At 59.4% G+C, this 26,230-nt stretch carries 27 protein-coding genes; 12 read left to right on the top strand and 15 right to left on the bottom strand.

Annotated features, from left to right (window positions below):
* Positions 1 to 13: 13 nt before the first annotated feature.
* Complete coding sequence (locus B9Z33_RS07260; RefSeq protein ID WP_108286365.1) at positions 14 to 313, top strand: helix-hairpin-helix domain-containing protein; 300 nt, start codon at positions 14 to 16, stop codon at positions 311 to 313.
* Positions 314 to 421: 108 nt separating this feature from the next.
* Here B9Z33_RS07260 and B9Z33_RS07255 read toward each other — a convergent pair whose 3' ends face one another.
* Entirely contained in the window at positions 422 to 4,102 is a 3,681-nt protein-coding gene (locus B9Z33_RS07255; RefSeq protein WP_108286364.1) for a hydantoinase B/oxoprolinase family protein, read from the bottom strand.
* 33 nt (positions 4,103 to 4,135) lie between these two features.
* Positions 4,136 to 4,669 (bottom strand): winged helix DNA-binding protein, encoded by a 534-nt coding sequence (locus B9Z33_RS07250; protein ID WP_108286363.1) that lies wholly within the window; start codon positions 4,667 to 4,669, stop codon positions 4,136 to 4,138.
* Between the two features lie 216 nt (positions 4,670 to 4,885).
* Between B9Z33_RS07250 and B9Z33_RS07245 the strand changes: the two genes are divergently transcribed.
* The 5 genes from B9Z33_RS07245 (at position 4,886) to crcB (ending at position 9,214) form a co-directional block, all read left to right on the top strand.
* Positions 4,886 to 5,863, top strand: a complete 978-nt coding sequence (locus tag B9Z33_RS07245; protein WP_108286362.1) for a TRAP transporter substrate-binding protein — start codon at positions 4,886 to 4,888, stop codon at positions 5,861 to 5,863.
* A 4-nt stretch (positions 5,864 to 5,867) separates the two neighbouring features.
* Entirely contained in the window at positions 5,868 to 6,377 is a 510-nt protein-coding gene (locus B9Z33_RS07240; protein ID WP_108287041.1) for a TRAP transporter small permease, read from the top strand.
* 6 nt (positions 6,378 to 6,383) lie between these two features.
* The gene (locus B9Z33_RS07235; RefSeq protein WP_108286361.1) at positions 6,384 to 7,685 is read left to right on the top strand and encodes a TRAP transporter large permease; all 1,302 of its coding nucleotides are present in this window, start codon (positions 6,384 to 6,386) and stop codon (positions 7,683 to 7,685) included.
* 79 nt (positions 7,686 to 7,764) lie between these two features.
* Positions 7,765 to 8,775, top strand: coding sequence for a recombination-associated protein RdgC (locus B9Z33_RS07230; RefSeq protein WP_255418204.1), 1,011 nt, complete (start codon positions 7,765 to 7,767; stop codon positions 8,773 to 8,775).
* Between the two features lie 49 nt (positions 8,776 to 8,824).
* Complete coding sequence (gene crcB, locus B9Z33_RS07225) at positions 8,825 to 9,214, top strand: fluoride efflux transporter CrcB (protein WP_108286360.1); 390 nt, start codon at positions 8,825 to 8,827, stop codon at positions 9,212 to 9,214.
* 336 nt (positions 9,215 to 9,550) lie between these two features.
* On the opposite strand, the gene B9Z33_RS07220 is transcribed toward crcB, so the two are convergent.
* The 3 genes from B9Z33_RS07220 to B9Z33_RS07210 all read right to left on the bottom strand — a co-directional run bounded on the left by B9Z33_RS07220 (position 9,551) and on the right by B9Z33_RS07210 (position 11,910).
* The gene (locus B9Z33_RS07220; protein ID WP_108287021.1) at positions 9,551 to 11,095 is read right to left on the bottom strand and encodes an IS66 family transposase; all 1,545 of its coding nucleotides are present in this window, start codon (positions 11,093 to 11,095) and stop codon (positions 9,551 to 9,553) included.
* 81 nt (positions 11,096 to 11,176) lie between these two features.
* Positions 11,177 to 11,512 carry an IS66 family insertion sequence element accessory protein TnpB gene (tnpB, locus tag B9Z33_RS07215; RefSeq protein WP_146183834.1) on the bottom strand — a complete coding sequence of 112 codons (336 nt, stop codon included), beginning with the start codon at positions 11,510 to 11,512 and terminating at the stop codon, positions 11,177 to 11,179.
* A complete protein-coding gene (locus tag B9Z33_RS07210; RefSeq protein ID WP_108286235.1) occupies positions 11,509 to 11,910 on the bottom strand; it encodes a transposase in 402 nt (133 codons plus the stop codon). The genes tnpB and B9Z33_RS07210 overlap by 4 nt, the downstream gene beginning before the upstream one ends.
* A gap of 57 nt (positions 11,911 to 11,967) precedes the next feature.
* Between B9Z33_RS07210 and B9Z33_RS07205 the strand changes: the two genes are divergently transcribed.
* Together B9Z33_RS07205 and B9Z33_RS07200 are read left to right on the top strand one after the other, a co-directional pair.
* The gene (locus B9Z33_RS07205) at positions 11,968 to 12,378 is read left to right on the top strand and encodes a hypothetical protein (RefSeq protein ID WP_146183837.1); all 411 of its coding nucleotides are present in this window, start codon (positions 11,968 to 11,970) and stop codon (positions 12,376 to 12,378) included.
* Between the two features lie 29 nt (positions 12,379 to 12,407).
* Entirely contained in the window at positions 12,408 to 13,367 is a 960-nt protein-coding gene (locus tag B9Z33_RS07200) for a hypothetical protein (protein ID WP_108286358.1), read from the top strand.
* Between the two features lie 356 nt (positions 13,368 to 13,723).
* Here the strand turns inward: B9Z33_RS07200 and vapC are convergent, their stop codons facing one another.
* The 7 genes from vapC to B9Z33_RS07165 form a co-directional block, all read right to left on the bottom strand.
* A complete protein-coding gene (gene vapC / locus B9Z33_RS07195) occupies positions 13,724 to 14,134 on the bottom strand; it encodes a tRNA(fMet)-specific endonuclease VapC (protein WP_108286357.1) in 411 nt (136 codons plus the stop codon).
* Complete coding sequence (gene vapB, locus B9Z33_RS07190; RefSeq protein ID WP_108287039.1) at positions 14,134 to 14,367, bottom strand: type II toxin-antitoxin system VapB family antitoxin; 234 nt, start codon at positions 14,365 to 14,367, stop codon at positions 14,134 to 14,136. Before vapB ends, vapC begins: the two co-directional genes overlap by 1 nt.
* A gap of 161 nt (positions 14,368 to 14,528) precedes the next feature.
* Complete coding sequence (locus tag B9Z33_RS07185; protein ID WP_369916592.1) at positions 14,529 to 14,858, bottom strand: hypothetical protein; 330 nt, start codon at positions 14,856 to 14,858, stop codon at positions 14,529 to 14,531.
* Positions 14,855 to 15,109 (bottom strand): MoaD/ThiS family protein, encoded by a 255-nt coding sequence (locus B9Z33_RS07180; protein ID WP_108286355.1) that lies wholly within the window; start codon positions 15,107 to 15,109, stop codon positions 14,855 to 14,857. Before B9Z33_RS07180 ends, B9Z33_RS07185 begins: the two co-directional genes overlap by 4 nt.
* Positions 15,110 to 15,124: 15 nt before the next feature.
* Complete coding sequence (locus B9Z33_RS07175) at positions 15,125 to 16,465, bottom strand: NAD(P)/FAD-dependent oxidoreductase (protein WP_108286354.1); 1,341 nt, start codon at positions 16,463 to 16,465, stop codon at positions 15,125 to 15,127.
* A 113-nt stretch (positions 16,466 to 16,578) separates the two neighbouring features.
* The gene (locus B9Z33_RS07170; RefSeq protein WP_108286353.1) at positions 16,579 to 18,426 is read right to left on the bottom strand and encodes an aldehyde ferredoxin oxidoreductase family protein; all 1,848 of its coding nucleotides are present in this window, start codon (positions 18,424 to 18,426) and stop codon (positions 16,579 to 16,581) included.
* A 29-nt stretch (positions 18,427 to 18,455) separates the two neighbouring features.
* Positions 18,456 to 18,932: a 4Fe-4S dicluster domain-containing protein gene (locus B9Z33_RS07165; RefSeq protein ID WP_053174099.1), complete on the bottom strand. Its 477-nt coding sequence runs from the start codon at positions 18,930 to 18,932 to the stop codon at positions 18,456 to 18,458.
* A gap of 154 nt (positions 18,933 to 19,086) precedes the next feature.
* Here B9Z33_RS07165 and B9Z33_RS07160 point away from each other — a divergent pair, with 154 nt between their 5' ends.
* Positions 19,087 to 20,205, top strand: a complete 1,119-nt coding sequence (locus tag B9Z33_RS07160; RefSeq protein WP_108286352.1) for a helix-turn-helix domain-containing protein — start codon at positions 19,087 to 19,089, stop codon at positions 20,203 to 20,205.
* 3 nt (positions 20,206 to 20,208) lie between these two features.
* On the opposite strand, the gene B9Z33_RS07155 is transcribed toward B9Z33_RS07160, so the two are convergent.
* Genes B9Z33_RS07155 through B9Z33_RS07145 form a run of 3 tightly spaced genes read right to left on the bottom strand, consistent with a single transcriptional unit; the run spans position 20,209 to position 22,501 of the window.
* Positions 20,209 to 21,006, bottom strand: coding sequence for a substrate-binding domain-containing protein (locus B9Z33_RS07155; protein ID WP_233252798.1), 798 nt, complete (start codon positions 21,004 to 21,006; stop codon positions 20,209 to 20,211).
* A 14-nt stretch (positions 21,007 to 21,020) separates the two neighbouring features.
* Positions 21,021 to 21,767 carry an ATP-binding cassette domain-containing protein gene (locus B9Z33_RS07150; RefSeq protein WP_108286350.1) on the bottom strand — a complete coding sequence of 249 codons (747 nt, stop codon included), beginning with the start codon at positions 21,765 to 21,767 and terminating at the stop codon, positions 21,021 to 21,023.
* Positions 21,764 to 22,501, bottom strand: coding sequence for an ABC transporter permease (locus B9Z33_RS07145; protein WP_108286349.1), 738 nt, complete (start codon positions 22,499 to 22,501; stop codon positions 21,764 to 21,766). Before B9Z33_RS07145 ends, B9Z33_RS07150 begins: the two co-directional genes overlap by 4 nt.
* Before the next feature lie 128 nt (positions 22,502 to 22,629).
* Between B9Z33_RS07145 and B9Z33_RS07140 the strand changes: the two genes are divergently transcribed.
* From B9Z33_RS07140 to B9Z33_RS07130, 3 genes are all read left to right on the top strand, one after another.
* Positions 22,630 to 23,727, top strand: coding sequence for a substrate-binding domain-containing protein (locus B9Z33_RS07140; protein ID WP_369916589.1), 1,098 nt, complete (start codon positions 22,630 to 22,632; stop codon positions 23,725 to 23,727).
* Between the two features lie 152 nt (positions 23,728 to 23,879).
* Complete coding sequence (locus B9Z33_RS07135) at positions 23,880 to 24,473, top strand: TRAP transporter small permease subunit (RefSeq protein WP_108286348.1); 594 nt, start codon at positions 23,880 to 23,882, stop codon at positions 24,471 to 24,473.
* A 17-nt stretch (positions 24,474 to 24,490) separates the two neighbouring features.
* A complete protein-coding gene (locus tag B9Z33_RS07130; protein ID WP_108286347.1) occupies positions 24,491 to 26,215 on the top strand; it encodes a TRAP transporter large permease subunit in 1,725 nt (574 codons plus the stop codon).
* The last annotated feature ends 15 nt before the right edge of the window (positions 26,216 to 26,230 follow it).

Genomic DNA, 26,230 nt, shown 5'->3' with positions numbered 1-26,230 from the left:
GGGAGCGCCTCAGATGATCAAAAATATTGCAACCGCCATCGCCACCGCCTTGCTGGCAGGCGTCGCTTGGGCACAAGTGGATTTGAACAAGGCCACTGAAATAGAACTCGATGGCTTGAAAGGCTTGGGCCCGACCATGACGCGAGAAGTCATGACCGAACGCCAAAAAGCCCCCTTCCGTGATTGGCCAGACGTGTTGCAGCGGGTCAAAGGCATTGGCCCCAAAAAAGCCGCGAGCCTGTCAGAGCAAGGGGTTCGGGTGCAAGGCTTGGGTTATGCCCAAGCAGCGGCCCATCCCCCTCAAAAACCCTGACACTTGGCCCAAAACCCAAGCGGGCGGCCATCCTTGCAAGGACAGTCGCCAAGCCAGTCTCAAGGCAAACCGAAGGACCTGCTGCAAGCCACACGCGATGCACAGACGTCAGCGAGACGCGCCCGGCGCAGGATCTCCAAAACCGCCACCGCCTGGCGTATGAATCTCAAACACATCGCCCGCCTGCATCTCGACCTGACCAATGTGCGCCAGCTCTTGCACGCTGCCATCGGTGCGCACCACACGGTTGATGCCGGGCTGGCCGCTGTGACCACCCGCCATACCAAAAGCCGGATGGATGCGCCCATTGGACAAAATGCCTGCCGTCATCGGCTCCAGAAAACGCACCCGGCGCACACCGCCATCGCCGCCATGCCAGCGCCCCGCGCCGCCCGAACCCTGGCGGATCGCGTAGCCTTCCAAGCGCACCGGAAAGCGGAACTCCAGCACCTCGGGGTCCGTGAGGCGTGAATTGGTCATGTGGGTTTGCACCACCGAAGTGCCGTCAAAACCGCCCACCAAATCGCCTTGCGCGTCATAGCGCCCACCCGCCCCGCTGCCACCCGAAATCGTTTCGTAGTACTGCACCCGTGCATTGCCGAAGGTGAAGTTGTTCATGGTCGGCTGGCTGCCCGCCATCACACCCAAAGCACCGAACAACGCGTTGGTGATGCAGGTCGAGGTTTCCACATTGCCCGCCACCACCGAAGCCGGCGGATTCGGGTTGAGCATGGAGCCCTGGGGAATGATGACTTTGAGCGGCTTCAAGCAACCTGCGTTCAAAGGGATGTCGTCATCCACCAGGCTGCGGAACACGTACAGCACCGCCGCCATGCACACCGCCCGAGGGGCGTTGAAGTTGTTCGGCAGCTGGGCACTGGTGCCGGTGAAGTTGATCTCAGCCGTGCGCTCACCCGCATTCACGCGCACCGCCACCTGAATCTGCGCACCGTTGTCCAGCGGCAAGGTGAAGGCGCCGTCTTTCAGGCGCGTGATGACGCGGCGCACCGACTCTTCGGCGTTGTCCTGCACATGACGCATGTAGGCCTGCACCACGTCCAGGCCAAACTGCGCCACCATGCGGCGCAGCTCCTGAACGCCTTTTTCGTTGGCGGCGATCTGCGCCTTCAGGTCGGCCATGTTTTGCGCCGGGTTGCGCGAGGGGTATTCGCCGCTTTGCAGCAGCGCCACCATCTCGGCTTCGCGCAAGCGGCCCGCAGCGACCAATTTGAAGTTGTTGATCTGCACGCCCTCTTCTTCGATGCGCGTGGAAAACGGGGGCATGGAGCCGGGCGTCAAACCGCCCACATCGGCGTGGTGGCCGCGTGAGCCGACATAAAAAACGGGGTCTGCGTGGCCTTCCAGGTACACCGGGGTGATGACCGTGATGTCCGGCAAATGCGTGCCGCCGTGGTAGGGGTCGTTCAACACAAACACATCGCCTGGCTGCATGCGTCCCTTGTTCTCTTGAATCACAGTTTGAATGCTCTCCCCCATGGAGCCCAGATGCACGGGCATGTGCGGTGCGTTGGCGATCAAGTGACCTTCGGCGCTGAACAGCGCACACGAAAAGTCCAAGCGCTCCTTGATGTTGACCGAATAGGCCGTGTTTTGCAGCTGCAGCCCCATTTGCTCGGCGATGTTCATGAACAGGTTGTTGAACACCTCCAGCAGCACAGGATCGGCCTGCGTGCCCGCCGCGTGCTGCACGGCCCGCGCCTGCACACGCACCAGTAGCAGGTGGTCCAGCGCCGTCAGACGCGCTTGCCAACCGGGCTCGACCACCGTGGTGGCATTCTTCTCGGCAATGATGACCGGGCCGTCGATCACATCGCCCGGGCGCATGTCTTCGCGCACCACCAGCGCAGCGTCTTGCCACTGGGCCACGCCTTGCGCGTTGGCGGCGTACACACGCACCGTGTCGCGTCGCGGCACCTCGCGTTCGGGGTGCAAAGTGTGGACGGCCTCTTCGGGCGCATCGCCGGGCAGCACGGCCTCGACCGACACGGCTTCGACCACCAGGGCCTTGCCCTGCATCAAGAAGGCAAAACGCTGGCGATAAGCCGCCTCAAAGCCCTCCACCAACTGCGCCTGATCACCCCAAGGCACGACCAGCGCCGAGTCGGTGCCTTCGTAGCGCAAATGCACGCGCTGGCGCAGCTCGATGCGGTCGACATGGGTTGCGTCCCCGCCCATTTGCGCCAGCAAGACCAAGCGGGTGGATTCGCCCAAAGCCTGCAAGCGCTCGGCCATGAAGGGCATGGCGGCATCATCCAAGCGCCGCTCAATCGATTCTTCGCGCATCACGTTCTGGTCGGCCAGGCCCATGCCATAAGCAGACAGCACGCCCGCCAGCGGGTGCACCAACACCTGCGACATGCCCAAAGCATCCGCCACCAGACAGGCGTGCTGCCCGCCCGCACCACCAAAGCACTGCAAGGTGTAGCGCGTCACGTCGTAGCCCCGCGCCACCGAAATTTTCTTGATCGCGTTGGCCATCTGCTGCACCGCGATCTGGATGAAGCCATGCGCCACGTCTTCGGCTGCACGTCCGGTCTGTGTCGCGAGCTTTTCGAAGTGCGCGCGCACCACCTCGGCGTCCAGTGGCTGGCTGGCTTCTGGCCCGAACACCGAGGGGAAAAACCGCGGCTGCACCTTGCCCACCATCACGTTGGCATCGGTCACGGCCAGCGGGCCACCCCGGCGGTAACTGGCCGGGCCGGGGTTGGCCCCCGCGCTTTGCGGGCCCACCCTAAAACGCGCACCGTCATAGGCCAAGAGCGAGCCACCACCCGCCGCCACGGTGTGGATGCTCATCATCGGCGCGCGCATGCGCACACCCGCCACCTGGGTTTCAAATTCGCGCTCAAACTGCCCAGCAAAGTGCGACACGTCGGTGGAGGTGCCACCCATGTCAAAACCAATCACCTTGTCATGCCCTGCCAACTGGGCCGTGCGGGCCATGCCCACAATGCCGCCCGCCGGGCCACTCAAAATCGCGTCCTTGCCCGCAAACACCTGCGCGTCTGTCAAGCCGCCCGATGACTGCATGAACATCAGCTTGACACCCGGCATCTCGCTGGCCACTTGGTCCACATAGCGGCGGAGGATGGGCGACAAATAGGCATCGACCACCGTGGTGTCACCCCGGCTGACCAGCTTCATCATGGGACTGGTTTGGTGGGAAGTGCTGACTTGGGTGAAACCCACTTCAAGCGCCAGCCGAGCGGCTGCCAATTCATGCGCTGTGTGGCGCCAGCCGTGCATGAAGACCACCGCCACCGAACGCACCCCTTGGGTGTGCCAGTGCATCAATTGGGTGCGCAAATGCACCTCGTCGAGCGGCAACAAGACCTCGCCATCCACCGTCACACGCTCTTGCGCCTCGACCACCGCGCTGTAGAGCAGCTCGGGCAACACTATCTGGCGGTCAAACAAACGCGGGCGGTTTTGGTACGCGATGCGCAGCGCGTCACCAAAACCCTGCGTGGTCACCAACAAGGTGGCCTCGCCCTTGCGCTCCAGCAGCGCATTGGTGGCCACGGTGGTGCCCATCTTCACGCACTCGACTTGTTCCGGTGTGACGGGTTCATCGGGCTTCAAGCCCAGCAAATGGCGAATGCCCGCCACCGCCGCATCGCGGTATTGCTCGGGGTTTTCGCTCAGCAGCTTGTGGGTGACCAAAGTGCCGTCAGGCCGCTTGCCCACCACGTCGGTGAAAGTGCCGCCCCGGTCGATCCAGAATTGCCAACGGTTTTTGCCAGCGGGTGAGATGTGGGATTCGGTCATATGTTGCTCAAAATTCAAATTCAAAAACCAGCTTCACAAAGAGGCCGCCGCACGCGCCGCTTGGTCGTACATGCCCGAGAGCACACGCAGCAATCGGGCCAGCTCGCCGATGTCACGGTTCAAGCCATCGTCGGCCTTGAGCGCGTCGATCAGGCAGCTCTCACGGATTTCGCGGTAGCGCTGCACGTAAGCGCGCCCTTCATCGGTGGCCGCATAGGTCACTTCCTTGCCATGCTTTTGCGACACCACCACGCCCAGGCCTTGCAACTTCTTCAGGGCGTAATTCACCAAATGGGTGTCTTCGATGTTCATGATGAAACAGATGTCGGCCAAGCGTTTGTCACGCGCCCGGTGCGTGACATGGTGCAGCACCAGCACATCCAGCGGCGTCAGGTCCTTCAGTCCGGCTGCTGCCATGCAGTGGATGATCCAGCGGTGAAACGCGTTGCCCGCCACGATCAGACCAAACTCGAACTCGCTCATCTCGGCGCTGTCGGGCGAGACCAGATGGGCCGAAGACACGATCGGACTGGCGGCTGAAGCTGCATGTGAATTTTTGCGGGGCATGTGTGCAACGATTTTCAAAAACGATGCGAAAGTCTAGCCTCGATACCAACAATTTGCCAACAATTTGTTGACATTAAGGGAAATCACCGATCCCAAGACCTCGTCAACTTGCCTACAGTGAAGGTGCAGCCAGATGCACCAGATTCGCGCACAAAGCGGGTACAGCTCTTGCTCAGTTCAGTTGACCGTCTGTTCCATATCTTTTCAGGAGTTCTCATGCAACGTCGCTTTCTCCACCTCAGCCTGTTGGCTGGCATGCTCACCGTCTCCGGTTTCGTCTCGGCCCAAACCAAATGGGACTTGCCTGCCGCCTACCCCGCAACCAACTTCCACTCGGTCAACCTGACCCAGTTCGCGGCCGACGTGGACAAAGCCACAGCGGGCAAACTCAAGATCACGGTGCACGCCAATGCCTCGCTTTTCAAGGCCCCAGAGATCAAACGCGCGGTTCAAGGCGGCCAAGCCCAGGCGGGTGAAATTTTGCTGACTGCCTTCCAAAATGAGTGGCAGCCGTTTGGCACCGACGGTCTGCCTTTCTTGGCCGACAGCTTTGATGAATCAATGAAGCTTTACAAAGCACAAAAACCTGTGCTGGAGAAAAAACTGGCCGAGCAAGGCATGATGCTGCTGTACTCGGTGGCTTGGCCACCCCAAGGCATCTACAGCAAAAAACCCATCAACAGCGCGGCCGATCTCAAGGGCATCAAATGGCGTGCCTACAGCCCATCCACTTCCCGCATCGCTGAATTGGTGGGTGCGCAACCTGTCACAGTACAAGCCGCTGAGTTCTCACAAGCCCTGGCCACTGGCGTGGTCGAGTCCACGATGACTTCGGGTGCCACCGGTGTAGACAGCAAGCTCTATGAACACCTCAAGTACTACTACGACGTGCAAGCCTGGCTGCCCAAAAATGCGGTGATCGCCAACAAAAAAGCCTTTGACGCGCTGGACAAGCCCACACAGGACGCCTTGCTCAAAGCCGCCGCTGAAGCCGAAACCCGCGGGTGGACTGAGTCTCGCAAGGTGAACACCTCCACACTGGAAACGCTCAAAGCCAATGGCATGACCGTCACCCCGCCTTCACCACAACTGAAAACCGACATGAAAAAGGTAGGAGATGTGATGCTCAAGGAATGGCTTGAAAAATCCGGATCTGAAGGCAAAACCATTGTTGATGCCTACCAAAAACGTTGACACCATGCGCAAGCTACTCAATGGCATTTACGACAGTGCTGCCGCGTTGGCAGCACTGTTCATGGTGGGCATGTTGGCCATGGTGTTGCTGTCCATCGTGAGCCGACAACTGCACTTTCACGTCAACGGCACCGATGCCTATGCAGGCTATCTGATGGCAGGTGCCAGTTTTCTGGCGCTGGCCCATACGCTCAAGCGGGGTGAACACATTCGTGTGACCCTGCTCCTGAGTGCCTTGCGGGGCGCTGGGCGTCGGGCGCTGGAATTGTGGAGCCTGGGTGTGGCCAGCTTGCTGGCCCTGTTGTTCGCCTTTTACAGTTGCCGCCTGGTGTGGCAATCCATCGAATTTCACGACATCTCTACCGGTAACGACGCCACGCCTTTGTGGATTCCGCAATTGGCCATGGCCTTGGGCACGGCCATTTTTGCACTCGCTTTTATCGATGAACTGGTGCTGGAAATTCTCGGCCAGCGTGTAACCCCCGAAAGTGGCGAAATGCTGCGCAACGAATGACCTGCCATGAATGATTTGATGATCACAGGATTGCTGGTCCTGACCCTCTTTTTGATTTTGGGCAGCGGTGTGTGGATTGGCCTCACGCTTTCAGGGGTGGCTTGGATCGGCATGCAAATGTTCTCAGCACGGCCAGCGGGTGATGCCATGGCCGTGACCGTTTGGGGGTCATCTTCGAGCTGGACACTGACGGCCTTGCCCTTGTTCATCTGGATGGGCGAAATTTTGTTTCGCACACGCCTGAGCCAGGACATGTTCAAGGGGCTGGCACCCTGGATGCAGGCCTTGCCTGGTCGTTTGCTGCACACCAACGTGGTGGGCTGCGCGATCTTTGCCGCCGTGTCGGGCTCCAGTGCAGCCACCTGCGCCACGATTGGCAAGATGACCTTGCCTGAGTTGCAAAAACGCGGCTACCCGGACGACATGGTCATCGGCACACTGTCCGGTTCGGGCACCCTGGGCCTGTTGATTCCACCGTCCATCATCATGATCGTGTATGGCGTGGCGGCCGATGTGTCGATTGCCCAGCTTTTCATTGCCGGGGTTTTGCCAGGCTTGTTGCTGGCCGGGTTGTTTTCAGGCTATATCGTTGTCTGGTCATTGCGCCATCCAGACCAGATTCCACCGCGTGACGCCCCCATGAGCTTCATGCAGAAGCTGCAAGCGTCGAGCAGTTTGATCCCCGTGATTTTGCTGATTGCTGCCGTTTTGGGTTCGATTTACACCGGGTTTGCAACCGCCACCGAGGCGGCGGCTGTGGGGGTGGTCGGCTCCTTGGTGCTGTCCACCCTACAGGGTTCCATGAGCTGGGCCGTGTTCAAAGACGCTTTGATGGGTGCCACCCGTCTTTACTGCATGATCGCGCTGATCTTGGCTGGCGCTGCGTTTTTGACCTTGTCCATGGGCTACATCGGCCTGCCGCGCCATTTGGCAGAGTGGATCGGTGGCTTGGGGCTCAGCCCACTGGCCTTGATCATGGCCTTGATGGTGTTTTTCATCGTGCTGGGGTGTTTCCTCGACGGCATATCGATGGTGGTGCTGACCATGGGCGTGCTCATGCCCACCGTGCAAAAAGCAGGCATTGACCCGATCTGGTTTGGCATCTTCATTGTGTTTGTCGTCGAAATGGCGCAGATCACGCCGCCGGTGGGCTTTAACCTGTTTGTGCTGCAAGGCATGACGGGCAAACAGCTGCCCTACATCGCCCGCGTCTCCATGCCCATGTTCTTCCTGATGGTCGGCGCGGTGTTGCTGATTTATTTTGTACCTGGCATCGTGACCTGGCTCCCCACCCAGATGAAACTCTGACGGTTGCCATCGATTCATCCCCTATGATTCAACCCGTCCCCAAAGGACGGGTTGTTCATTTGGGCAGTAAGGATTGTTTGTGTTTAAAAATGTGATGGTTTACCGCATCGGCGAGGGCTTTGCCCCCACGCTGGCCGATGTGCAGGCGGCGCTGGAGCCAGTGCAATTTGTGGAATGTGGCGCCAGCCAAGAAAAGTCGATCGGCTGGGTGCCGCCACGCGGCGAGGCCCATGGGCCGCTGGTCGAGTCGGTGGCCGGGCAGTGGATCATGAAACTCATGATCGAGTCCAAGGCGGTGCCCGGCAACGTGGTGCGACGCAAGGCCGATGAGCGCATCGCCGAAATCGAAGCGGCCACGGGCCGAAAGCCCGGCAAAAAAGAAAAACGCGACCTGATGGACGACGTGCTGCTGTCGCTGCTGCCCCAGGCGTTTGCGCGTCAATCCACCGTGCTGGTGTGGATGGACTTGGAAAACCGCCGCTTGGTGCTGAATGCAGGCAGCCAAGGCAAGGCCGACGAAGTCATGTCCGCGCTCATGAACGTGATGGGTGGCTTGTCGGTCTCGCTGATCCAGACCGTGACCTCGCCGCAAGCGGCCATGACGCAGTGGCTTTTGGCCCCTACGCCCGACGAATGGCCGTCTGATTTGACGGTCGAGCGCGAAACCGTGCTCAAGTCCACAGGCGAAGACGCGGCCAGCGTGCGCTTTACCCGCCACCACCTGGCCAACGACGACGTGCGCAAGCATGTGCTGGAAGGCAAGCTGCCCACCCAACTGGCGCTCAGCTGGGACGGCCGTGTGGCCTTTGTGCTGACCGAGACGCTGCAACTGAAAAAAGTGCAATACCTCGACGGCGTCATGGACGAATCGGGCACAGACAAGAATGAAGACCGGTTTGACGCCGATGTGGCGCTGTCCACCGGCTTGCTGGGGCCGCTGATCGACAGCCTGATCGAAGCCTTGGGCGGCGAGATGGAGTTGGGCGCGGCTGCGGCGGACACAGCCATTCCCAACCCGACTCGCACCGTGGTGAACTCGACCATCGCGGCAGGCGCAGCTGCGGCAGACGACGAAGACCCGCCGTTTTAAAAGCCGCGGTTTCCATCCCCGTTAATCCTCAACCGAAAGGACCCGACCCATGCTCACGGTGATCGCGATTTGCCTTGGCGCTTGCGTGGGGGCCTTGTCACGCTGGCAACTGGGCTTGTGGCTCAACCCAGGCAGCGCCAGCGCTGGGCTCATGCCCTGGGGCACGCTGGCCGCCAACCTGATCGGCGGTTATTTGGTGGGCGTGTGCGTGGGCGTGTTCCAGCAACTGCCTGAGTTGGACCCGGTTTGGCGACTGGCACTGGTCACCGGCTTTTTAGGTGCACTGACCACCTTCTCCAGCTTCTCGGCCGAAGTGGTCGCCATGCTTCAGCAAGGCCGCTACGCTTTTGCGGCAGGTACCGCCTGTGTTCACCTGTTCGGCTCGCTGGCGCTCACTGTGCTAGGGCTCAAAACTGTGGCGATGTTGTGGGTGCGTTGATCACGCAAGGGTCGGGTTTGCAGCGGAAGAGGTTCATCTACTGGCTGATCTCGTTGCCTGCAACCGGTCTATTGTGATGTCATACTTATAAATTCCAATAGCCTGATTTGAGGTCACCCCTCCCAAATGCAACGAGGAATAAAGTGGATAGTTTTAATGTAATTTGGTGCACCCTATGGTCTGACTACATCATGACCATCCATCAATACGACACAGAAAATGACGCCTTCAATGTACCTGTAGATGTGTAAGCGTCCGGCCATCCCATCTAGATTTCCGATAAACACGCTCGCTTAGCAGATACGTGTCCACCTAAAGATCGTGGACACGTAGACACTAAACCGGACTCCAGCGGTGCGGCAGCAGCTCTTCAATCCGGCTGTTCATGTGCGTCGGCAACCTCGTCAGCACATCTTTCAAGTACTCATGCGGGTCGTGACCATTCAGTTTGGCCGACTGAATCAGACTCATGGCCGCCGCCGCTCTTTGTCCGCCGCGCAGCGAGCCCGCAAACAACCAGTTGTTCCTGCCAATCGCAATTGGCCTGATTTGGTTCTCGATCCAGTTGTTGTCCACTGGCACTTGGCCGTCTTCTAAGAACCGTGTCAAAGCCCTCCAGCGCCGAAGGCTGTAGTCAATGGCTTTGGCCGTGGCCGAGCCTTCGGGTACCTTTTGCCGATTGAGCACCAGCCACTCGTACAAGGTCTGCACCAGCGGCTGGCTTTTGTCTTGCCGTATCGCCAAGCGTTCTTCGGCGCTGAGTTCTTTGACCTCGCGCTCGACCGCATAGATCTGCGCCATTTGCCTGACCGCTTGTTCGGCAATCTGGCTTTGGTTGGCCAACTGCAAATCGTGGAACTTGCGCCGAGCGTGCGCCCAACAGCCGACCTCGGTGATCTGATCCGACGAATCGCCCATGAGTTGTTTGTAGCCACTGAAGTCATCGACCACCAGCGAGCCTCGCCATTCATCCAAGAACGCTTTGGCGTTTGCCCCCGCTCGGCTTTCGCAGAAGTCGTACACCACAGCCTTGATGTCTTCATGCGCTCCTGCCGCATAGGCCCACAAATACGCTCTGTGTGTTTTGCCGTGCCCCGGCTTGAGCATCTGTACCGGGGTTTCGTCGGCGTGGATCACGCTGCGGCTCAGAATGTCTCGCTTCAAAGCGTCCACCAGCGGTTGCAGCTCAACCCCGCAGCTGCCCACCCATTGGGCTAACGTTGATCTGGGGATCGCCACACCAGCGCGGCCAAAGATGGCTTCCTGGCGGTACAGCGGCAAGTGGTCGGCAAACTTGTTCACCAGCACCTGGGCGAGCAGTCCCGGTGTGGGGATGCCTTTGTCGATGACGTGAGGCTCCACCGGCGCCTGCACCAAGGTTTGGCAGCAGGCACAAGCCCATTTGCCACGCACATGGCGGTGCACGCTGAAGACGCCTGGCACGTAGTCCAGCTTCTCAGACACGTCCTCACCCATGCGCTTCATCTGGGCGCCACAGCCGGGAGCCGTGCACACGGTGGACTCGGGCTCGTGGGCAAAGGTCTGGCGGGGCAGCTCGGCGGGCAAGGGCTGGCGCTTGGGCGTTTGTTTGTCTTTGGCCGCGGCTGATTCGGGCACAGCCAGTGCGATCTCGTCGGACACAGCAGCCAAGTCTGCGTCCAGGGTTTCGTCGAGCAAGCTGCGCTGCTCGGCGTTCATCTTCTCGCTCTTGAGGCCAAACTTAAGGCGTTTGAGAACCGCGTTCTCGTGCGTGAGTTTGTCGATCAGGGCTTGCTTGAAACGGATGGTGGCGTCTCGGGCGCTGATCTGCGTGAGCATGCTGGCCAACATCTGGCGCACTTGCCCTTCGTCCATGGCTTGCAGATCAACGACTTCACTCATGGCCGTAATCATCACCGAAGCAACGCCGTCAGCCTATTGGCAGATGCCCCAATTGAATTGCAGCTAGCGCATCACCCACACTCACAGCACCGTGATCACGCCCGCATCGCCCATGCGCTGCCAAGGCAAGCCCAGCACCAAAGCGCTCAGCTGGGCGGCGTTCATCGGCAGTCGGGGCGACAGCCGGGCATCGCCCCAGACAAACTTGCCCGTGTTCAACCTGCGGGCGGCCAGCCACACGCCAACGCCGTCATGCACCAGCACCTTCATCCGGTTGGCGCGGGCATTGGCAAACAAATAGGCGTGATGCGGGTGGGCTGACCCAAAGACTTGCACCACGCGGGCCAAGGCGGTGTCGGCACCGGCACGCATGTCCAGCGGCTCGGTGGACATCCAGACTGCGTCGATGCGAATCAACGCAAAAGCTCACGAAGCCACGCTGCGCATTCGGCGGCACTGGATGCAGGCCAAGACAGCTTGAGAGACAGTTCACCACGTTGTAGTTCGAGGTGAACGCATCCTTCTGTGATGAGGGGTGTGATGGATGGTGAGGGAACAGGCAAGGACGCTGGCATGGGTAACTCGATGAAGCCAGGTGGCGCCAATTCAACGGCCGAATGCATACGAGGCTGGCCACAGTCAGACAGCTCACGCAACCAGCGGTGCAGGATGTTGTGATTGATGCCGTGGTTTCGGGCCACGGAGGCGACCGACATGCCGGGGATGCGGCAGGCGGCCACCAGTTGGGCCTTGAATTCGGGGCTATAAGTGCGACGGCTGCGGCCAGTCTGGGTGAGTTGGTTGTTGGTGTACATGTGTCCACGATCTTTTACGTGGACACAATGCTCTTAGATTGGAGACGTCATTGCCAGATGGGATGGCCGGACGCTTACGTAGATGTGGCGTCAGATTACTTGTTTTTTCTCTCTGAAGTTCTTGGAGTAAAGAAGAGTGCTTACTACCTTGACGACTCTAAGCAAGCCGTTGTGGTCCGATTGGATGAGTCGGAAATTGATGCTTTGACGGACTGGATCATGAACTTCAATTTCTCCACAAGAAAGCCGGCTGGCCTGCCAATGCCTGACTTGTATTTGGGGGAGGAAAAAATCAGAAATACGACCGTCATTGCCTACTGCAGTCATATTTCAGACTTCATCTTGACCATGGTCGAAAATCAGAAGAAGAGTCGGGATAACGTTGCTCAATGGGCTTGGTCGAATTTTGAATCCACCTACAAGGAAGCGCATCGTGATGCCTTGCAGATGGCACAAGAAACAAACTAAGAAAATCCCTCAAGCAAAGGAGAGGCCTCATGGTATTGGAGTCACAACTCAAGTCACTCAATAATTTTCAGGTACTGGTTATCGCGCAGGACCATGCGAATTGCGACTCTTTGCCTCTGCGTTATGGACTGCACTTTGAACACGATACGCTCATAGATTTGACGCAGGCCCGCTACCTATATGCCGACTACCAGTATCCAGATCGGCACCACATTGAGGCACGTTTTCAGGATGAAGGTGGTCAATTAACTGTTGGACACTTTGTCATTGGCAGCAAGCGAGACTTTGCGGAGCCAGTGGTGATCACTGTATGGCGAGGCGATGTGTCGACGGAAATGCGTCTCTCCGAGGTCATGATTGCCTTGCGCAAGCGCGGATTCATCACTCCGCAAACATTGTTGGGACTGCATCCTTTGTATGTGGCGGGGAAAGTCAGTACGTCAGCCGACCTGATTGAACAGCTGACAAGACAGCTGAGTGCTGAGAAGCTGAGTGCCATGTCAACTGAAGTCATGGCTGCAAACGAGAAGGCTGATCAAGCATTGGCAGTGCTAGAAGCCGCCTACAAGCGTGCGGAGAACGCCGAAAACGTGGCGCTAGAAGCATCCTATATCGTCGACGACCTTGAGTCCCAAAATGGCGTATTGTCCGGTCGCGTGGACGAACTGGAGGCCGAAGTCGAACGGTACAAGGCTGAGCAGGCGGAAGCGGCCAGAGAAAGAAGCGAGGTGACTCTTTCATCTCCGGATACTTTGGTGGATGTACGAGAGAAGCAGATGTATCGCGGCTCAAGCTGCACCATTCTGCTGTTTGCAGATGGCTCTACTCGCCACATGAAGACCTCGACCTTCGATCCATCTGGCGAGGTCACCAGCAAGGCCAAATCCCTCAAGGGACGGCGTATAAGGACGTCTTGCTGGGATCCTATAGGCCAGCCAGGCAAGTGGAGCAGGCAAGGCTATTTCCGCAATGTTTACGCGTACGAGTAACCCAAATGAAGGTGTGGATGGGCTTGGCGACCTAAGAGGTCGTCATGCTCATTAAAGGAGACCGCCTAAGAGTGCCAACCACTCAGACGGAGATCAAGATCATCCACCCGCAACGAACACGGTGTAAAAAAGATCCTGTAAATCAACCCGGAATCCTCGAACAGCCGTGAGTTGCTGAATGGACTTCCACACGGTTGTCGCTCAAAGCGGCCACTGAAGACCGCCCGTTCACTGCCTAAAGCCGTCGGTGTGGTAATGACTTCAAAGGTCAGCTGCTGCCGCGCCTGAGCTATCGCGGCAAACTTGGCGTGGCAGTCGACGCGCTTTTGTTCGACTGATGCACGACAACTCGTCAATTACTGCGCTGTGTGGACCCAGTTCTCTGATTCCAGCGCAGGCACCCGTGCGAACTCCCCCATGTTGTTCGTCACCAGCACCAGGCCTTCGCTGCGAGCGTGCGCTGCAATGTGCATGTCGTTCACACCGATAGGCTGGCCGAGTTTTTCCAAGGCGGCGCGAATGGCGCCGTAATGCTGCGCGGCCTTGGGGCCATAGGGCAGAACTTCCAAGCGACTGCAAAAGTCCTCGATAGCGGCCAGGTTCTCGCTCACGCGGCTGCTTTTCTCCGCCCCGTGCAAGAGTTCGGCGAGGGTGATGGAGGAAATGGCCATGCGGCTGGCATTGGCGTTGAAAGTAGGCAGCACCTCGGCAGGTCGTCGCTTCAACACGTAGATGACGATGTTGGTGTCCAGCAGGTAACGCAGCATCAGAGCGCCTCCCGCTCCGGCTGGTGCTGGGTAGCGCGCTCGGGCAGGAAGTCGTCGCTCACTGTGGGGCCACCCAGAAAGAAGCTGTCCCAGGTTTGGCCTAGAGGGGAGATGACGCGCTCATTACCTTTGACGCGTATCTCTACCTTTTGGACGCCCTCGGGTAGACGCACGTCCAAAGGCAGACGAACGGCTTGGGTACGGTTATTGACGAAAACAGTGCCGATGGACATGATGATCTCCCAGGGAAATGTATATAGCAATTGTATATAGCCCCTCCGAGGTCGTCAATTGGGCGGTTTACAAAGATCTCGGTTCCGCCAGGGCACACGCTTTACGAGCTCCAGCGCAGGGACAATTCGCGCTTCCCAATGCAAGCCACTCACCCCCACCCTTATCCCCCACCCCTTTGCATCGTCAAATCAAAACGCTTCATGAAGCGCTGACGGGCATCCTCTTCCACCCCCTCAAAGGCAAAGCTCACCGCCAGCCGCTGCATGCGCAAGAGCGCGATCACGCGTGGGGGCAGGATGTGCCATTGCAGTTGCAGGTGGCCGTCACCGATTTGCACGCGTGCCATGCCGGTGACCAGCTCAACGGCATGCTCGCCCAGTGCGCGGGGCAAGGCGGTCAGCCATTCGGTTTCGCTGGTGCCCATGTCGCGCTCGAAGCGCTCGGGGTAGTAGGCCTGCATGGGTCGGGTCGCCGCGTGTGCTGTGCTCAACCACCGGCCACAGGAGGCCAGATCGCCAGCACATCGCCCTCCACCAAGGTAGTGGTGCCGCGCACTTCAGGGGCGATGTATTTGCCGTTGACCAGCACCAGATGCACCAGCTTGGGCGGCATGCCAAAGGGCTCGATGATCTGCGCGATGCTGGCATCCTGCGCAACATCCAACATGATCTGGTTGCTGCGCCGGGCATCGGCAGGCAAATAGTCGGTCAGCGTGGCGAACAGTTTGAAAGTGATGTTCATGCGGGCATTTTCGCTTTACCGGCGACGCGCATCGGCGGCCCCGCTCCAAAGCCCTTGCCCCTGGGCACAGGCCAAGTAAGCGGCCATCAGCTGAGTGGGGTCGTGCAGCAAGCGGTCTTTCCATTCGCCCAGGCGCACCTGGCCTTCCACCAGGCCGCGCATCACGCCGACATGCTCGGTCCAGCCCACGCTGTTGCAGCCGATCAGCACATCGTCCTTGAACTGCAAGCTCAGGTGGCGGCCTGCGCTGGTATCGGTCAGCACGGCGTGCTCGCCACCGGCCACGCCTTCCCAGTTGCCAAAGCTGGTGGAGATCAGGCCCAGCGTATCGAGCACGTTGATTTGCGTGACGCCCTTGAGGTCGGTCTTTTGCCCCACCATGTTGAGCGCAGCCACCCGGGCCTGCTCGGCCGCATTGGGCTGAATGGCGCTGACGATGGTTTTGCCGCTGACCTGGTCAAAAGCTTCGGCACAATCGCCTGCGGCATAAATGCCGGGCACATTGGTTTGCATGCAGGCATCGGTCAACACGCCTTGCAGGCAAGTGATGCCGCTGTCCTTCAAATAGCCAATCGCCGGGCGCACACCGGTGGCACTGATCACCAGATCGGCTTCGATGGTCTGGCCGTTGGACAGCCGCACCCGCAAGGCCCCTCCACCATCGGACGAAGACAAGCCCACGGCAGCGGCCAGCTTGCCCAGCACGCCTTTTTCTGAGCCCTGCTCAATGGCCTCGACCTTGGCACCGGTGAACACCTGCACGCCTTTGGCCTCGCACCAGTCGCGGATCATGCCGCCAGCCACCGGGCCCATCATGCGCGGCACCATGCGGTCGCCCATCTCGACCACGCTGAGCTTGACACCACGGGACGCCAGCGCCTCCATGATGATGCAGCCAATGAAGCCCGCGCCCATTTGCAGCACGCGTGCACCGGGCTTGGCCAGTGCGGCAATGGCACGCGCATCAGCCAGAGTCCAGCAAGGGTGCACGCCGGGCAAGTCCATGCCCGCAATCGGTGGGCGCACGGGGTGAGAACCGGTGGCGATCAGCAGCTTGTCAAAACCCAGCGACTGGCCGTTGTCCAGATGCACCGTGCGGCCACGGCTGTCCACTTGGCTGACCTTGGCCTTGATTTGCGTGATGCGCACATCGTCAAAGTGGCTCGGGCTTTTGCGCAAATAAGTACCGCGCTCATCGATGTTGCCAATCAAGAGGTAGGGAATGGCCATGCGCGAGTAAGGCGCATCGGGCTCGTCGCCAATCAAGGTGATGGTGTCGGCGGGCGCGTGCTTGCGGATGGTTTCGACGGCGATCACGCCGGCAGGGCCTGCGCCCAAAATCACGTGGTGGGTCATGGTGTGTTCTCCAGAAACAGACAGCGGCCCCTCGGGGCCGCTGTGGTTCCTGTAGAAGCGCGCTGCCTGCTGCGAAGGCTTCGCGAGCAGGGCTCGCTCCTACAGGGGCAAGGTCACAGGCCCAAGCGTTCCTTGGTGGCCGATGTGGGGCGGCCTTCGCCATCCCAGCCGCGTGCGTCGTAGTACTTGGGCAGCATCTCGTTCAACTTGCTGACCATGCCTTTGCCGGGGCCGGTTTTGGCGGCTTCGGTCATCAGGCGCTTGGGCAGGTTGTCGTCGGCCTTGGTGAAGCCTGCGGCGTTGTTGAACTCGCGCTCCATGTTCCAGATGCGTTCGCCAATGTGGGCCAAGTGCTCCATGGTGAACTCTTCGCCGCAAGCGGCTTGCACCTGGGGCGCCACATCGGCCAGGGTCCAGGCAAAACTGGTGAAGATGCAAATGCCTGCCGAGTCAAACGCCGCTGTGGCGTCCTGGAAGGCCTTGACCAACTCGGGCTTGCCTTCGTGCTCGGTGGGTTCGGTCTTGACCGGGATGCCCAGCACTTCAGACGCGATGGTGTAGCCGCGCAGGTGGCAGGCACCGCGGTTGGAGGTGGCATAGGCCAGGCCAATGCCCTGAATCACACGGCCGTCGTAGGCGGGGAATTCTTGGCCCTTGACGCTCATGGACAGATCGGGGTGGCCGTACTTGGCGGTCAGGCGCTTGGAGCCCAAGCCGATTTCCTTGCCAAAGCCAACGCCTTTGGCGGTCATGTCGACAAACTCGCACAGGGCTTGTGCCGAACCGAATGGCGCTTCAACACCGATTTGCTCTTTGGTCAGCACGCCCATTTCGTACAGCTCCATGACGGCGCCGATGGTGGCGCCGAAGCTGATCGGGTCAAAGCCTTCTTCGTTGCAAATCATGTTGGCGTATTGCAGGGCTTCGAGGTCCTTGACACCGTTGGCCGCACCCAGCGCCCAAGCCGCTTCGTATTCAAGACCGCCATTGGCGCCCCAATACTCAGGCTTGTTCTTGACAGAAAAATGGCCCTCGTCCATCTTGCTGATGCGACCGCAGGCGATGGTGCAACCAAAGCAAGCCTGGTTGGTCACCAGGTGCTTTTTGCCGTCGGTCTCGCGGGGCGTGACCATGGCTTCAGCCGAGATGTCCTTGGCGCTTTCGAACTGCACATCGCGGTGGTTGCGGGTGGGCAAGGCACCCACTTCGTTGATCACGTTCATGAGCACCTGGGTGCCGTAAGCGGGCAAGCCCTGACCAGTGACGGCGTTGTCGGCCAACACCTTTTTGGCGGCCTTGGTCGCAGCCATGAAGGCCTTGGGGTTTTGCACGTTGCCCACACCAATGGTGCCGCGCACGGCAATGGCCTTGAGGTTTTTGCTGCCCATGACGGTGCCCACGCCCGAACGGCCAGCCGCACGGTGCAGGTCGTTCACCACGGCGGCATACAGCACGCCGTTTTCACCGGCCTTGCCAATGCTGGACACGCGCAGCAGCGGGTCTTGCAGGCTGGATTTGAGGATTTCCTCGGTCTTCCAGACGCTTTGGCCCCAAAGGTGACCTGCGTCACGCAGCTCAGCTTCGTTGTCGTTGATGTAGAGGTACACCGGCTTGGCCGATGCGCCTTCAAAAATGATCATGTCCCAACCGGCCATTTTCAGCTCGGCACCCCAGTAGCCGCCCGAGTTGGAGCAAGCAATGGCACCCGTCAGCGGGCCTTTGGTGATGACGGTATAGCGGCCGCCGGTGGAGGCCATGGTGCCGGTCAGCGGGCCAGTGGCCCAGATGATTTTGTTGTCGGCCGAGAGCGGATCGACTTTGGGGTCGACTTCGCTGATGAGGTATTTGCTGCCCAGACCGCGTGAACCCAGATAGGCCTTGGCCCATTCCATGTTCAGCGGTTCAGATTTGACGGTGCCAGCCGTGAGGTCGACGCGGAGAATTTTTCCAGCCCAAGACATATGTGTGCTCCTTCAGTGGGTTGGGGGGATCAGGCGGCGCTGGGCTGGTTGCCCAGCTTGTCGGCCCACTGCTTCATCTTGTCGATGCCGGTCCAGTTGGCATCCACGAATGTGATGGCACCGGTCGGGCAGGCATCGGCACAGGCCGGGTCGCCGCCGCACAGGTCGCACTTTTGCACCTTGCCGGTCTCTTGCACATAGTTGATGGTGCCGAACGGGCAGGCGATGGTGCAAACCTTGCAGCCCACACAGGTGGACTCGTTGACCACTTTGGCACCCGTGGCTTTGTCAACCGTGATGGCTTCCACAGGGCAGGCATGCAGGCACCAGGCTTCGTCGCACTGGGTGCAGGTGTAAGGCACTTTTTTGCCCGTGTGGTGGAAGTCGAACACCTTGATGCGCGATTTGGAAGTGGCGTATGTGCCGTAGTTCTCGAAAGAACAGGCCATTTCGCACTGCAAGCAGCCGGTACATTTGTCCGGGTTGATGTGCAGGACTTTCTGCATGTGTGTCTCCTGTGAGGTGGCGGACTGTTCAAGCCCGCGCTTATGAATCAGAATGCATAGGCATTGTTGTAGCGTGCGCGACGCTTCATGACTCGTATTAACCCTAGGATTCACGGGGTTGCCTCACAAATTCTCAGCTTGATACACACCTGACATGCCACTTACTGCCCCCGCCAGCAACCGCCTGGTCCGCATTGAGCAAGCCCGTGACCTGGTGTTTCAGGGGCGTTCTATCGCAGTGGACTCAGGTGTCTCCCCTTGGATCACCCAATCCTGGCAACGATGCCTGGACATGGGTTTGCAACCGACCCAAGCTGTCGATTTTGATGCCGTATCAACCCAGCAGATGCGCCGGGTGCAAGAGGCCTGCCGCCCACTGGTGCAGGCGGCTCAACCGGTGCTGGTCGAATTGGCTCGGGCGATTGCCGACATCCGTTACTTCGCCATCCTGACCAATGCAGACGGCATCGTGGTGGATGTGCACGGGCCGGTGGACCGACAAGACCGCCGCGCCGAAATGATTGCCCGCGTGGGCGTGGATTTGTCTGAAAAGGCGGTGGGCACGACCGCCATCAGCGCAGCGCTGACCGAATTGCAACCGGTCTGGCTGCACCGGGGTGAGCACTTCTTCAATGACACAGGCGTTTACAGCTGCGCTGGGGCCCCTGTCTTTGGCCCAGATGGCCTGTGCGCAGGCATGTTGGACCTGACCGGCATCGAAACCATGGAGCGCCCTGCCCTGAAACACTTGGTGCGCAGATCAGCCCGCAGCATCGAAAACAGCTGGCTGCTGTCAACATCGCACGCGCTGGTGCTGCGCCTGAACTGGCCCGGCAACCAGCCCGGTGACGACAGCGACGGTCTGCTCACGCTGGATCAGGATGGCCACATCGTCGGTGCCAACCCGACTGCGCGGCAAATGCTGTCTTTGTCGCCAGCCACGCCTGGCCAACCCATGCACGCCAGCGATGTGTTTGCATCGCACTGGGAAAGCTTGTTCGATGCGGCCGGACGCCAGGACAACACACGGGAGCTGCCGCTGTGGTCAGGCCTGCGGCTGCAGACGCAGGCTTTGCAGCCAGGAGCGCCAGCGCACCCAGCGGCTCAGGCCAAGGCCCAGATCAGTCCCCAGGCCAAACCCCTGAAAGACGTGCAAACCGACATGATCCGCGAGGCCGTGACCCAGGCACGGGGCAACGTGGCCGAAGCCGCACGCGCCTTGGGCATCAGCCGAGCAACGGTCTACCGCAAGCTCGGCGCGCCCAGGTCCTGAGCCTCACTTGCCAGCGTTCGGGAAGAACAGCTGCTCGCCGCCAATTTTGTAATCGGCAATATGGGCCTGACCTGCAGCCGAAGTCACCCAATCCACAAACCTCTGTGCATCGGCTTGCTTGACATGCGCATGCTTGGCAGGGTTGACCACCATCACGCCGTATTGATTGAAAAGGCGCTGATCGCCCTCGACCAGAACAGCCAGATCGGCGCGGTTCTTGAAGTTGAGCCAGGTGGCGCGGTCGGCCAGCACATAAGCCCCAGAAGACGCGGCAATGTTCAACGCCGGCCCCATGCCGCACCCACACTCTTTGTAGCCGCTGCCTTTTTTCTCGGCCAAATTGGCCATTTTCCAGAAGCGCAATTCGGCTGCGTGGGTGCCACTTTTGTCACCACGCGAGATGAACCCTGTGTTGCTGGCAGACAGCTTGGCCAAAGCCGCCACAATGTCCTTGCCTTTGGTGCCAGCGGGGTCGGCCTTGGGGCCGATCAACACAAAGTCGTTGTACATCACGGGCAAACGCTTGAGGCCAAAACCGTCGGCCACAAATTTTTCTTCGGCCGCCTGGTCGTGCACAAACACCACATCGGCATCGCCTCGGCGGGCCATGTCCAACGCCTGACCCGTGCCCAGCGCCACCACTTTCACATCCAGCCCGCTGGCTTTTTTGAAGGCGGGCAACAGGTGCGCAAACAAGCCCGATTGCTCGGTCGATGTCGTGGACGACATCACGATGGATTGCGCTTGCGCCCACACCGATGTGGTAGCCAAAACCGCGCACACCAGAGCGCGACGGGTCATGGAAGTTTGAAAGGTCATAAAAGTTCTCCTTGAACAAAAGCATGGGCTGCAGGGCTGTGCAAAGCCAGCACGGCAGCGTTGAAAAACTCGGCCACGGGCAGATCGGCCAACACATGGCCGCCCTCCAGGTAAACGACGCGGGTGGCCAGACGCTTGACTTGGCCGAGGTTGTGGCTGGCCCAGATCAAGGTCAGTGGGTGTTCTTGCCCGTTCGCAAAATCGGCCATCAAGGCCTCAACTTCGCGTTTGGCGTGTGGGTCCAGACTGGCGGTGGGCTCGTCCAGCAGCAGCACATCGGGTTGACGCCCCCAGGCGCGGGCCAAGGCCAGGCGCTGCTGCTGCCCGCCCGACAACTGACGCCCGCCTTGGTGGGCCACTGCACTCAACCCCACGCGCTGCAAAGCTTCAAGCGCACGCGCTTTGGACTGCGCCCAGTTCAGGCCTTGACTGCGGTCCAGCCAAATGCCCAGCGCCACGTTGTGCAGCGCCGACATGCGCAAAAGGTGCGGGCGCTGAAACAGCATCGCTTGCCGCCCATCTGGATGCCGATCCACGCGACCTTGAACAGGCATCAGCAGGCCGTGCATCGTGCGCAGCAAGGTGCTTTTGCCGGAGCCATTGGCACCCACCAAAGCCACGCGCTCACCCGCTTGAACCGTGAGCTCAATGTCTCGCAAGGCCCAAAGCTGCCCCAGACGCACCGAAACGTCATGAAGCCGAACGACCTGAACACCCCGGGATTGCACAGGCGAGACCATCATGCAACCCAGCCTTTTGGTGCGGCCACGCTGACGCTGTGGCGTTTTTCACCCCAGCGACGCAGGCCTGCCACAGCCGCATTGAGCAACAGCACCACCGCCAAAAGCAGCAGCCCCAAAGCCAGTGCCAGCGGTAAATCACCTTTGCTGGTTTCGAGCGCAATGGCCGTGGTCATGACGCGGGTGAAGCCGTCGATGTTGCCGCCCACAATCATCACCGCCCCCACTTCGGAGATGGCCCGCCCGAAAGCCGCCACCCCGATCGTGAGCAAGGCCAAGCGTTCGTCCCAAGCCAGCAAAATCCCGCGCAACCAAGGGCCCGCGCCCAGCGACGCCCATTGCTCTCCATGCTGACGCTCTACGTCTTCGACCACTTGCCGGGTGAGCGCGGTGACCACCGGTACCACCAAAATGACCTGCGCCACCACCATGGCCTTGAAGCTGAACAACCAGCCCAGAAAGCCCAATGGACCTGTGCGCGACAACAACAAGTAGACCACCAGCCCCACCACCACCGAAGGCAACGCCAGCAAGGTGTTGAGTGCCAGCAGGACAAGGCCTCGGCCCGCAAAACGGGTCACGGCCAGCCAGGCCCCCAGCACGACGCCCAGACCGTAGGCAAACAGACAAGCCGTGGCACTGACGGCCAAAGACCGCAGCACCACCGTCCAGAGTGCAGGATCCCAAGAAGCGATGAGCGCCAGCGCTGTGCCGATGCTGTCGGAGAAGGTGTTCATAAAGTTGTGGGCGATGCTACCGGACGAAAGCGGCCGCACAGGTAAGGGATGTCCGCTATGAAACCATTTGCATAGGCCTCGCATGTGGCTCTGAAGAGCCCCATCCGAGTTGAGGCAAACTCCTGCCTGTGCAACACATCAACCTCTCTTACAGCTGGACTCCGCATCAGGATGATGCCGCGCTTCGCCACCAGACCAGCCCCCTGCGCAACCCGCTGATGGACATGCTGCAAGCCGTTCGCGAAGCGGGCTCGATTGCAAGTGCCGCCAAATCTTTGAAACTGTCTTACCGCCATGTGTGGGGAGAGCTCAAACGTTGGGAACAAGCCCTGGGCCAGCCCCTGATCCTTTGGGAAAAAGGCCAGGCAGCGCGCTTGAGTGAGTTTGCCGACAAGCTGCTGTGGGCCGAACGCCAGGCACAGGCCCGGCTGGCCCCCCAGATCAGCGCCCTGCATGCCGAGCTGGAAAAAACTTTTGCCGTGGCCTTTGACGCCGATAGCCACCTGCTCACGGTGTACGCCAGTCACGACGATGCGCTGGTCCAGTTACAGCAGCAAGCAGCACAACAAGCATTGCACTTGGACATCCGTTTTTGCGGTAGCGTGGATGCGATTCGGGCCCTCAACGAAGGCCGCTGCACCGTGGCGGGGTTTCATGCCCCGGCGCAGCCCGCTGCTGAATCGCTGATTGCACGCACCTACCGCCCGCTGCTCAAAACCGGACAGCACAAACTGATCGGGTTTGCAGCACGCCAGCAAGGGCTCATGGTCAAAGCCGGCAATCCATTGCACATCAAAGCCTTGGCAGACCTGTGTCGTCCCGGTGTGCGCATGGTCAACCGCAGCCTAGGTACAGGCACCCGCTTGTTGCTGGACCATTGGTTGAGTGAAAACGGCTTCAAGCCAGAGTCCATTCAGGGCTACCAGCAAGAAGAACCATCGCACGCGGCCGTGGCCGCACAAATTGCATCGGGTCAAGCCGATGTGGGTCTGGGCATCGCGTCAGCCGCTCAAAGCCATGGGCTGGATTTCATACCTCTTCAGCAAGAGCATTACTGGCTGGTTTGCCTGAAAAGCGCTTTACACACACCCGCAATGCTTGAATTGACACAGGTTCTGCAATCCAAAATTTGGCAAACCCGGCTGAATCAGGTCACCGGTTATCAGGCCTTACCCGAGTGCGGCCATGTGCAGTCTCTGAAAAAGATGTTGCCTTGGTGGCCATGATGCCCCCCTTCACACCATGGGGCACGTGGCACCATGGTGAAAGCTGTTCAAGGTGGCTTCAAAAATAGCCCACCCCTCGGACATGCACGTCTACAGAGCGCTTGACGTCGGGGAACGTAAAATCCAGCATTGCCTTTTTCTGGAGACCCCTCATGGGAGCCTTGCTCAAATTCTCAAATCTGATGGACCGCATCAGCACCTGGATCGGGAAATACGTGATCTGGCTGATCTTGGCCTCGACCCTCATCAGCAGCATCAATGCCCTGGTCCGGAAGATCTTCAACACCGGCTCCAACGCCTACCTTGAAGTCCAGTGGTATTTGTTTGCTGCCTCTTTTTTGATCGCAGCGGGGTATACATTGCTGAACAACGAACACGTCAAAATCGACGTTGTTTACAGTCGTTTCAGCAAACCCACGCAGATCAAAATCGACATCTTCGGTTTTGCGGTCTTCTTGCTCCCGCTGTGCCTGGCCATCTTGTGGTACGGCATTCCGTTCTTCTACAAAGGGCTGATGAGCGGTGAGGTGTCATCCAATGCCGGCGGCCTGATTCGCTGGCCTGTGTACGCCATGCTTCCTCTGGGTTTTGGCCTGCTGCTGCTGCAAGGCGTCTCTGAATTGATCAAACGCGTGGCCTTTCTGAAAGGGTTGATCGAAGACCCTACCGTGAAAAAAGTGGACAAAACCGCTGAAGAAGAACTGGCTGAAGCCATTCGCAAATTGGCCGAAACAAAAGCCCGCTGATCAAGGACACCACCATCATGGAATTCTTCATACACAACCTGGCCCCGATCATGTTTTTGGGGCTGATCGCCTTTTTGCTTCTGGGCTTTCCCGTGGCATTCAGCCTGGGCGCATGCGGCCTGTTCTTTGGTTTCGTCGGTATCGAGCTGGGCGTACTGCCCGAAAGCCTGATGCAGGCCCTGCCGCTGCGCATTTTCGGGATCATGCAAAACGACACCTTGCTGGCCATTCCGTTCTTCACACTCATGGGCCTGATTCTTGAACGAAGCGGCATGGCGGAAGACCTGCTGGACACGATCGGCCAATTGTTTGGCCCTATTCGGGGTGGTCTGGCATTTGCCGTGATTTTTGTGGGGGCCTTGCTGGCCGCCACAACGGGCGTCGTGGCCGCTTCGGTCATCTCGATGGGTCTGATTTCTTTGCCCATCATGTTGCGTTACGGATATGACCGGCGCATTGCCTCGGGCGTGATTGCCGCGTCGGGCACGCTGGCTCAGATCATTCCGCCATCGCTGGTGTTGATCATCCTGGCCGATCAATTGGGCCGCAGCGTGGGTGAAATGTACAAAGGCGCGTTCATTCCGGGCTTTGCCTTGACCGGTCTGTATGTGGGTTACGTTGTTCTGGTCGCCATCTTCAAGCCCACCTGGGTACCGGCACTGCCGCTCGAAGCACGAACCATCCGCGAAGACAACGGCAAAAGCGGCCTGCTGTCCTTGCTGCTGCTGACCATCGTTTCCGCCACGGTGGCGGTTTACCTTGGTCAGCACTATGCCGACGTCCTGACTTGGTGGAAGGGCGAGGAAGTGACTCAAGTGGCCACGGATGAAACCATTGTGGTGTCCATGTGCGCTGGGGTGATGCTGGCCTTCGTCATTGCCGTCATCAACAAAGTCACCCGCCTGGGCCTGCTGTCGCGCATGGCCGAGCGCGTGACTTTCGTCTTGATTCCGCCTCTGCTGCTGATTTTCTTGGTGCTGGGTACCATCTTTCTTGGCATTGCAACCCCGACCGAGGGCGGTGCCATGGGGGCACTGGGCGCATTCATCATGGCCATGTCGCGCGGACGCCTGGACATGGCCCTGCTCAAACAAGCACTGAACTCGACCACCAAGCTGTCTTGTTTTGTGGTTTTCATCTTGATCGGCTCGACTGTCTTCAGCCTGGTGTTCCAGGGCGTAGATGGTCCGATCTGGGTGGAGCACCTGTTGAGCGGTCTGCCTGGCGGCCAATTGGGCTTCCTCATTGCAGTCAACGTGATGATTTTCTTCCTGGCCTTCTTCCTGGACTTCTTCGAGCTGTCCTTCATCGTGGTGCCGCTGCTGGCCCCGGTGGCCGAGAAGCTGGGCATTGACCTCATCTGGTTTGGCGTGCTGCTGGGTGTGAACATGCAAACCTCTTTCATGCACCCGCCTTTTGGCTTTGCCCTGTTCTACCTGCGCAGCGTGGCACCGGTGAAGGCCTACTTGGACAAAACCACCAAGAAGGAAATCCAGCCCGTCACCACCATGCAGATTTACTGGGGTGCGGTGCCCTTCGTGGTGATCCAGATCATCATGGTCGGCCTGATCATTGCCTTCCCCGAAATCGTCTCAGGTGGCCTGGACAAAACAGGTCCTGTTGACACCAGCAATGTGCAGATGGAAGCGGCACCCTCCGACGATATACAGGAACCCAGCGATCCCATGCGGGACGCTGACGACCCGATGAAAGACCTGCAACTGGACAATAAGAAGCCGTGAGCATAGTCTGATCAG

Origin of the sequence: Limnohabitans sp. T6-20 (assembly GCF_003063505.1) — a bacterium.
In the GTDB taxonomy this organism is placed as follows: domain Bacteria; phylum Pseudomonadota; class Gammaproteobacteria; order Burkholderiales; family Burkholderiaceae_C; genus Limnohabitans_A.
The sequence above is the reverse complement of the archived record's forward strand: the minus strand, read 5'-3'. Positions and strand labels throughout refer to the sequence as shown.

What these genes read in the sequence shown, in the direction of transcription:
- B9Z33_RS07260 (WP_108286365.1), top strand. Translation starts at nt 14, where the DNA reads ATGATCAAAAATATTGCAACCGCCATCGCCACCGCCTTGCTGGCAGGC.
- B9Z33_RS07255 (WP_108286364.1), bottom strand. Translation starts at nt 4,102, where the DNA reads ATGACCGAATCCCACATCTCACCCGCTGGCAAAAACCGTTGGCAATTC.
- B9Z33_RS07250 (WP_108286363.1), bottom strand. Translation starts at nt 4,669, where the DNA reads ATGCCCCGCAAAAATTCACATGCAGCTTCAGCCGCCAGTCCGATCGTG.
- B9Z33_RS07245 (WP_108286362.1), top strand. Translation starts at nt 4,886, where the DNA reads ATGCAACGTCGCTTTCTCCACCTCAGCCTGTTGGCTGGCATGCTCACC.
- B9Z33_RS07240 (WP_108287041.1), top strand. Translation starts at nt 5,868, where the DNA reads ATGCGCAAGCTACTCAATGGCATTTACGACAGTGCTGCCGCGTTGGCA.
- B9Z33_RS07235 (WP_108286361.1), top strand. Translation starts at nt 6,384, where the DNA reads ATGAATGATTTGATGATCACAGGATTGCTGGTCCTGACCCTCTTTTTG.
- crcB (WP_108286360.1), top strand. Translation starts at nt 8,825, where the DNA reads ATGCTCACGGTGATCGCGATTTGCCTTGGCGCTTGCGTGGGGGCCTTG.
- B9Z33_RS07220 (WP_108287021.1), bottom strand. Translation starts at nt 11,095, where the DNA reads ATGAGTGAAGTCGTTGATCTGCAAGCCATGGACGAAGGGCAAGTGCGC.
- B9Z33_RS07210 (WP_108286235.1), bottom strand. Translation starts at nt 11,910, where the DNA reads ATGTACACCAACAACCAACTCACCCAGACTGGCCGCAGCCGTCGCACT.
- B9Z33_RS07205 (WP_146183837.1), top strand. Translation starts at nt 11,968, where the DNA reads ATGGGATGGCCGGACGCTTACGTAGATGTGGCGTCAGATTACTTGTTT.
- B9Z33_RS07200 (WP_108286358.1), top strand. Translation starts at nt 12,408, where the DNA reads ATGGTATTGGAGTCACAACTCAAGTCACTCAATAATTTTCAGGTACTG.
- vapC (WP_108286357.1), bottom strand. Translation starts at nt 14,134, where the DNA reads ATGCTGCGTTACCTGCTGGACACCAACATCGTCATCTACGTGTTGAAG.
- vapB (WP_108287039.1), bottom strand. Translation starts at nt 14,367, where the DNA reads ATGTCCATCGGCACTGTTTTCGTCAATAACCGTACCCAAGCCGTTCGT.
- B9Z33_RS07180 (WP_108286355.1), bottom strand. Translation starts at nt 15,109, where the DNA reads ATGAACATCACTTTCAAACTGTTCGCCACGCTGACCGACTATTTGCCT.
- B9Z33_RS07175 (WP_108286354.1), bottom strand. Translation starts at nt 16,465, where the DNA reads ATGACCCACCACGTGATTTTGGGCGCAGGCCCTGCCGGCGTGATCGCC.
- B9Z33_RS07170 (WP_108286353.1), bottom strand. Translation starts at nt 18,426, where the DNA reads ATGTCTTGGGCTGGAAAAATTCTCCGCGTCGACCTCACGGCTGGCACC.
- B9Z33_RS07165 (WP_053174099.1), bottom strand. Translation starts at nt 18,932, where the DNA reads ATGCAGAAAGTCCTGCACATCAACCCGGACAAATGTACCGGCTGCTTG.
- B9Z33_RS07160 (WP_108286352.1), top strand. Translation starts at nt 19,087, where the DNA reads ATGCCACTTACTGCCCCCGCCAGCAACCGCCTGGTCCGCATTGAGCAA.
- B9Z33_RS07155 (WP_233252798.1), bottom strand. Translation starts at nt 21,006, where the DNA reads ATGACCCGTCGCGCTCTGGTGTGCGCGGTTTTGGCTACCACATCGGTG.
- B9Z33_RS07150 (WP_108286350.1), bottom strand. Translation starts at nt 21,767, where the DNA reads ATGATGGTCTCGCCTGTGCAATCCCGGGGTGTTCAGGTCGTTCGGCTT.
- B9Z33_RS07145 (WP_108286349.1), bottom strand. Translation starts at nt 22,501, where the DNA reads ATGAACACCTTCTCCGACAGCATCGGCACAGCGCTGGCGCTCATCGCT.
- B9Z33_RS07135 (WP_108286348.1), top strand. Translation starts at nt 23,880, where the DNA reads ATGGGAGCCTTGCTCAAATTCTCAAATCTGATGGACCGCATCAGCACC.
- B9Z33_RS07130 (WP_108286347.1), top strand. Translation starts at nt 24,491, where the DNA reads ATGGAATTCTTCATACACAACCTGGCCCCGATCATGTTTTTGGGGCTG.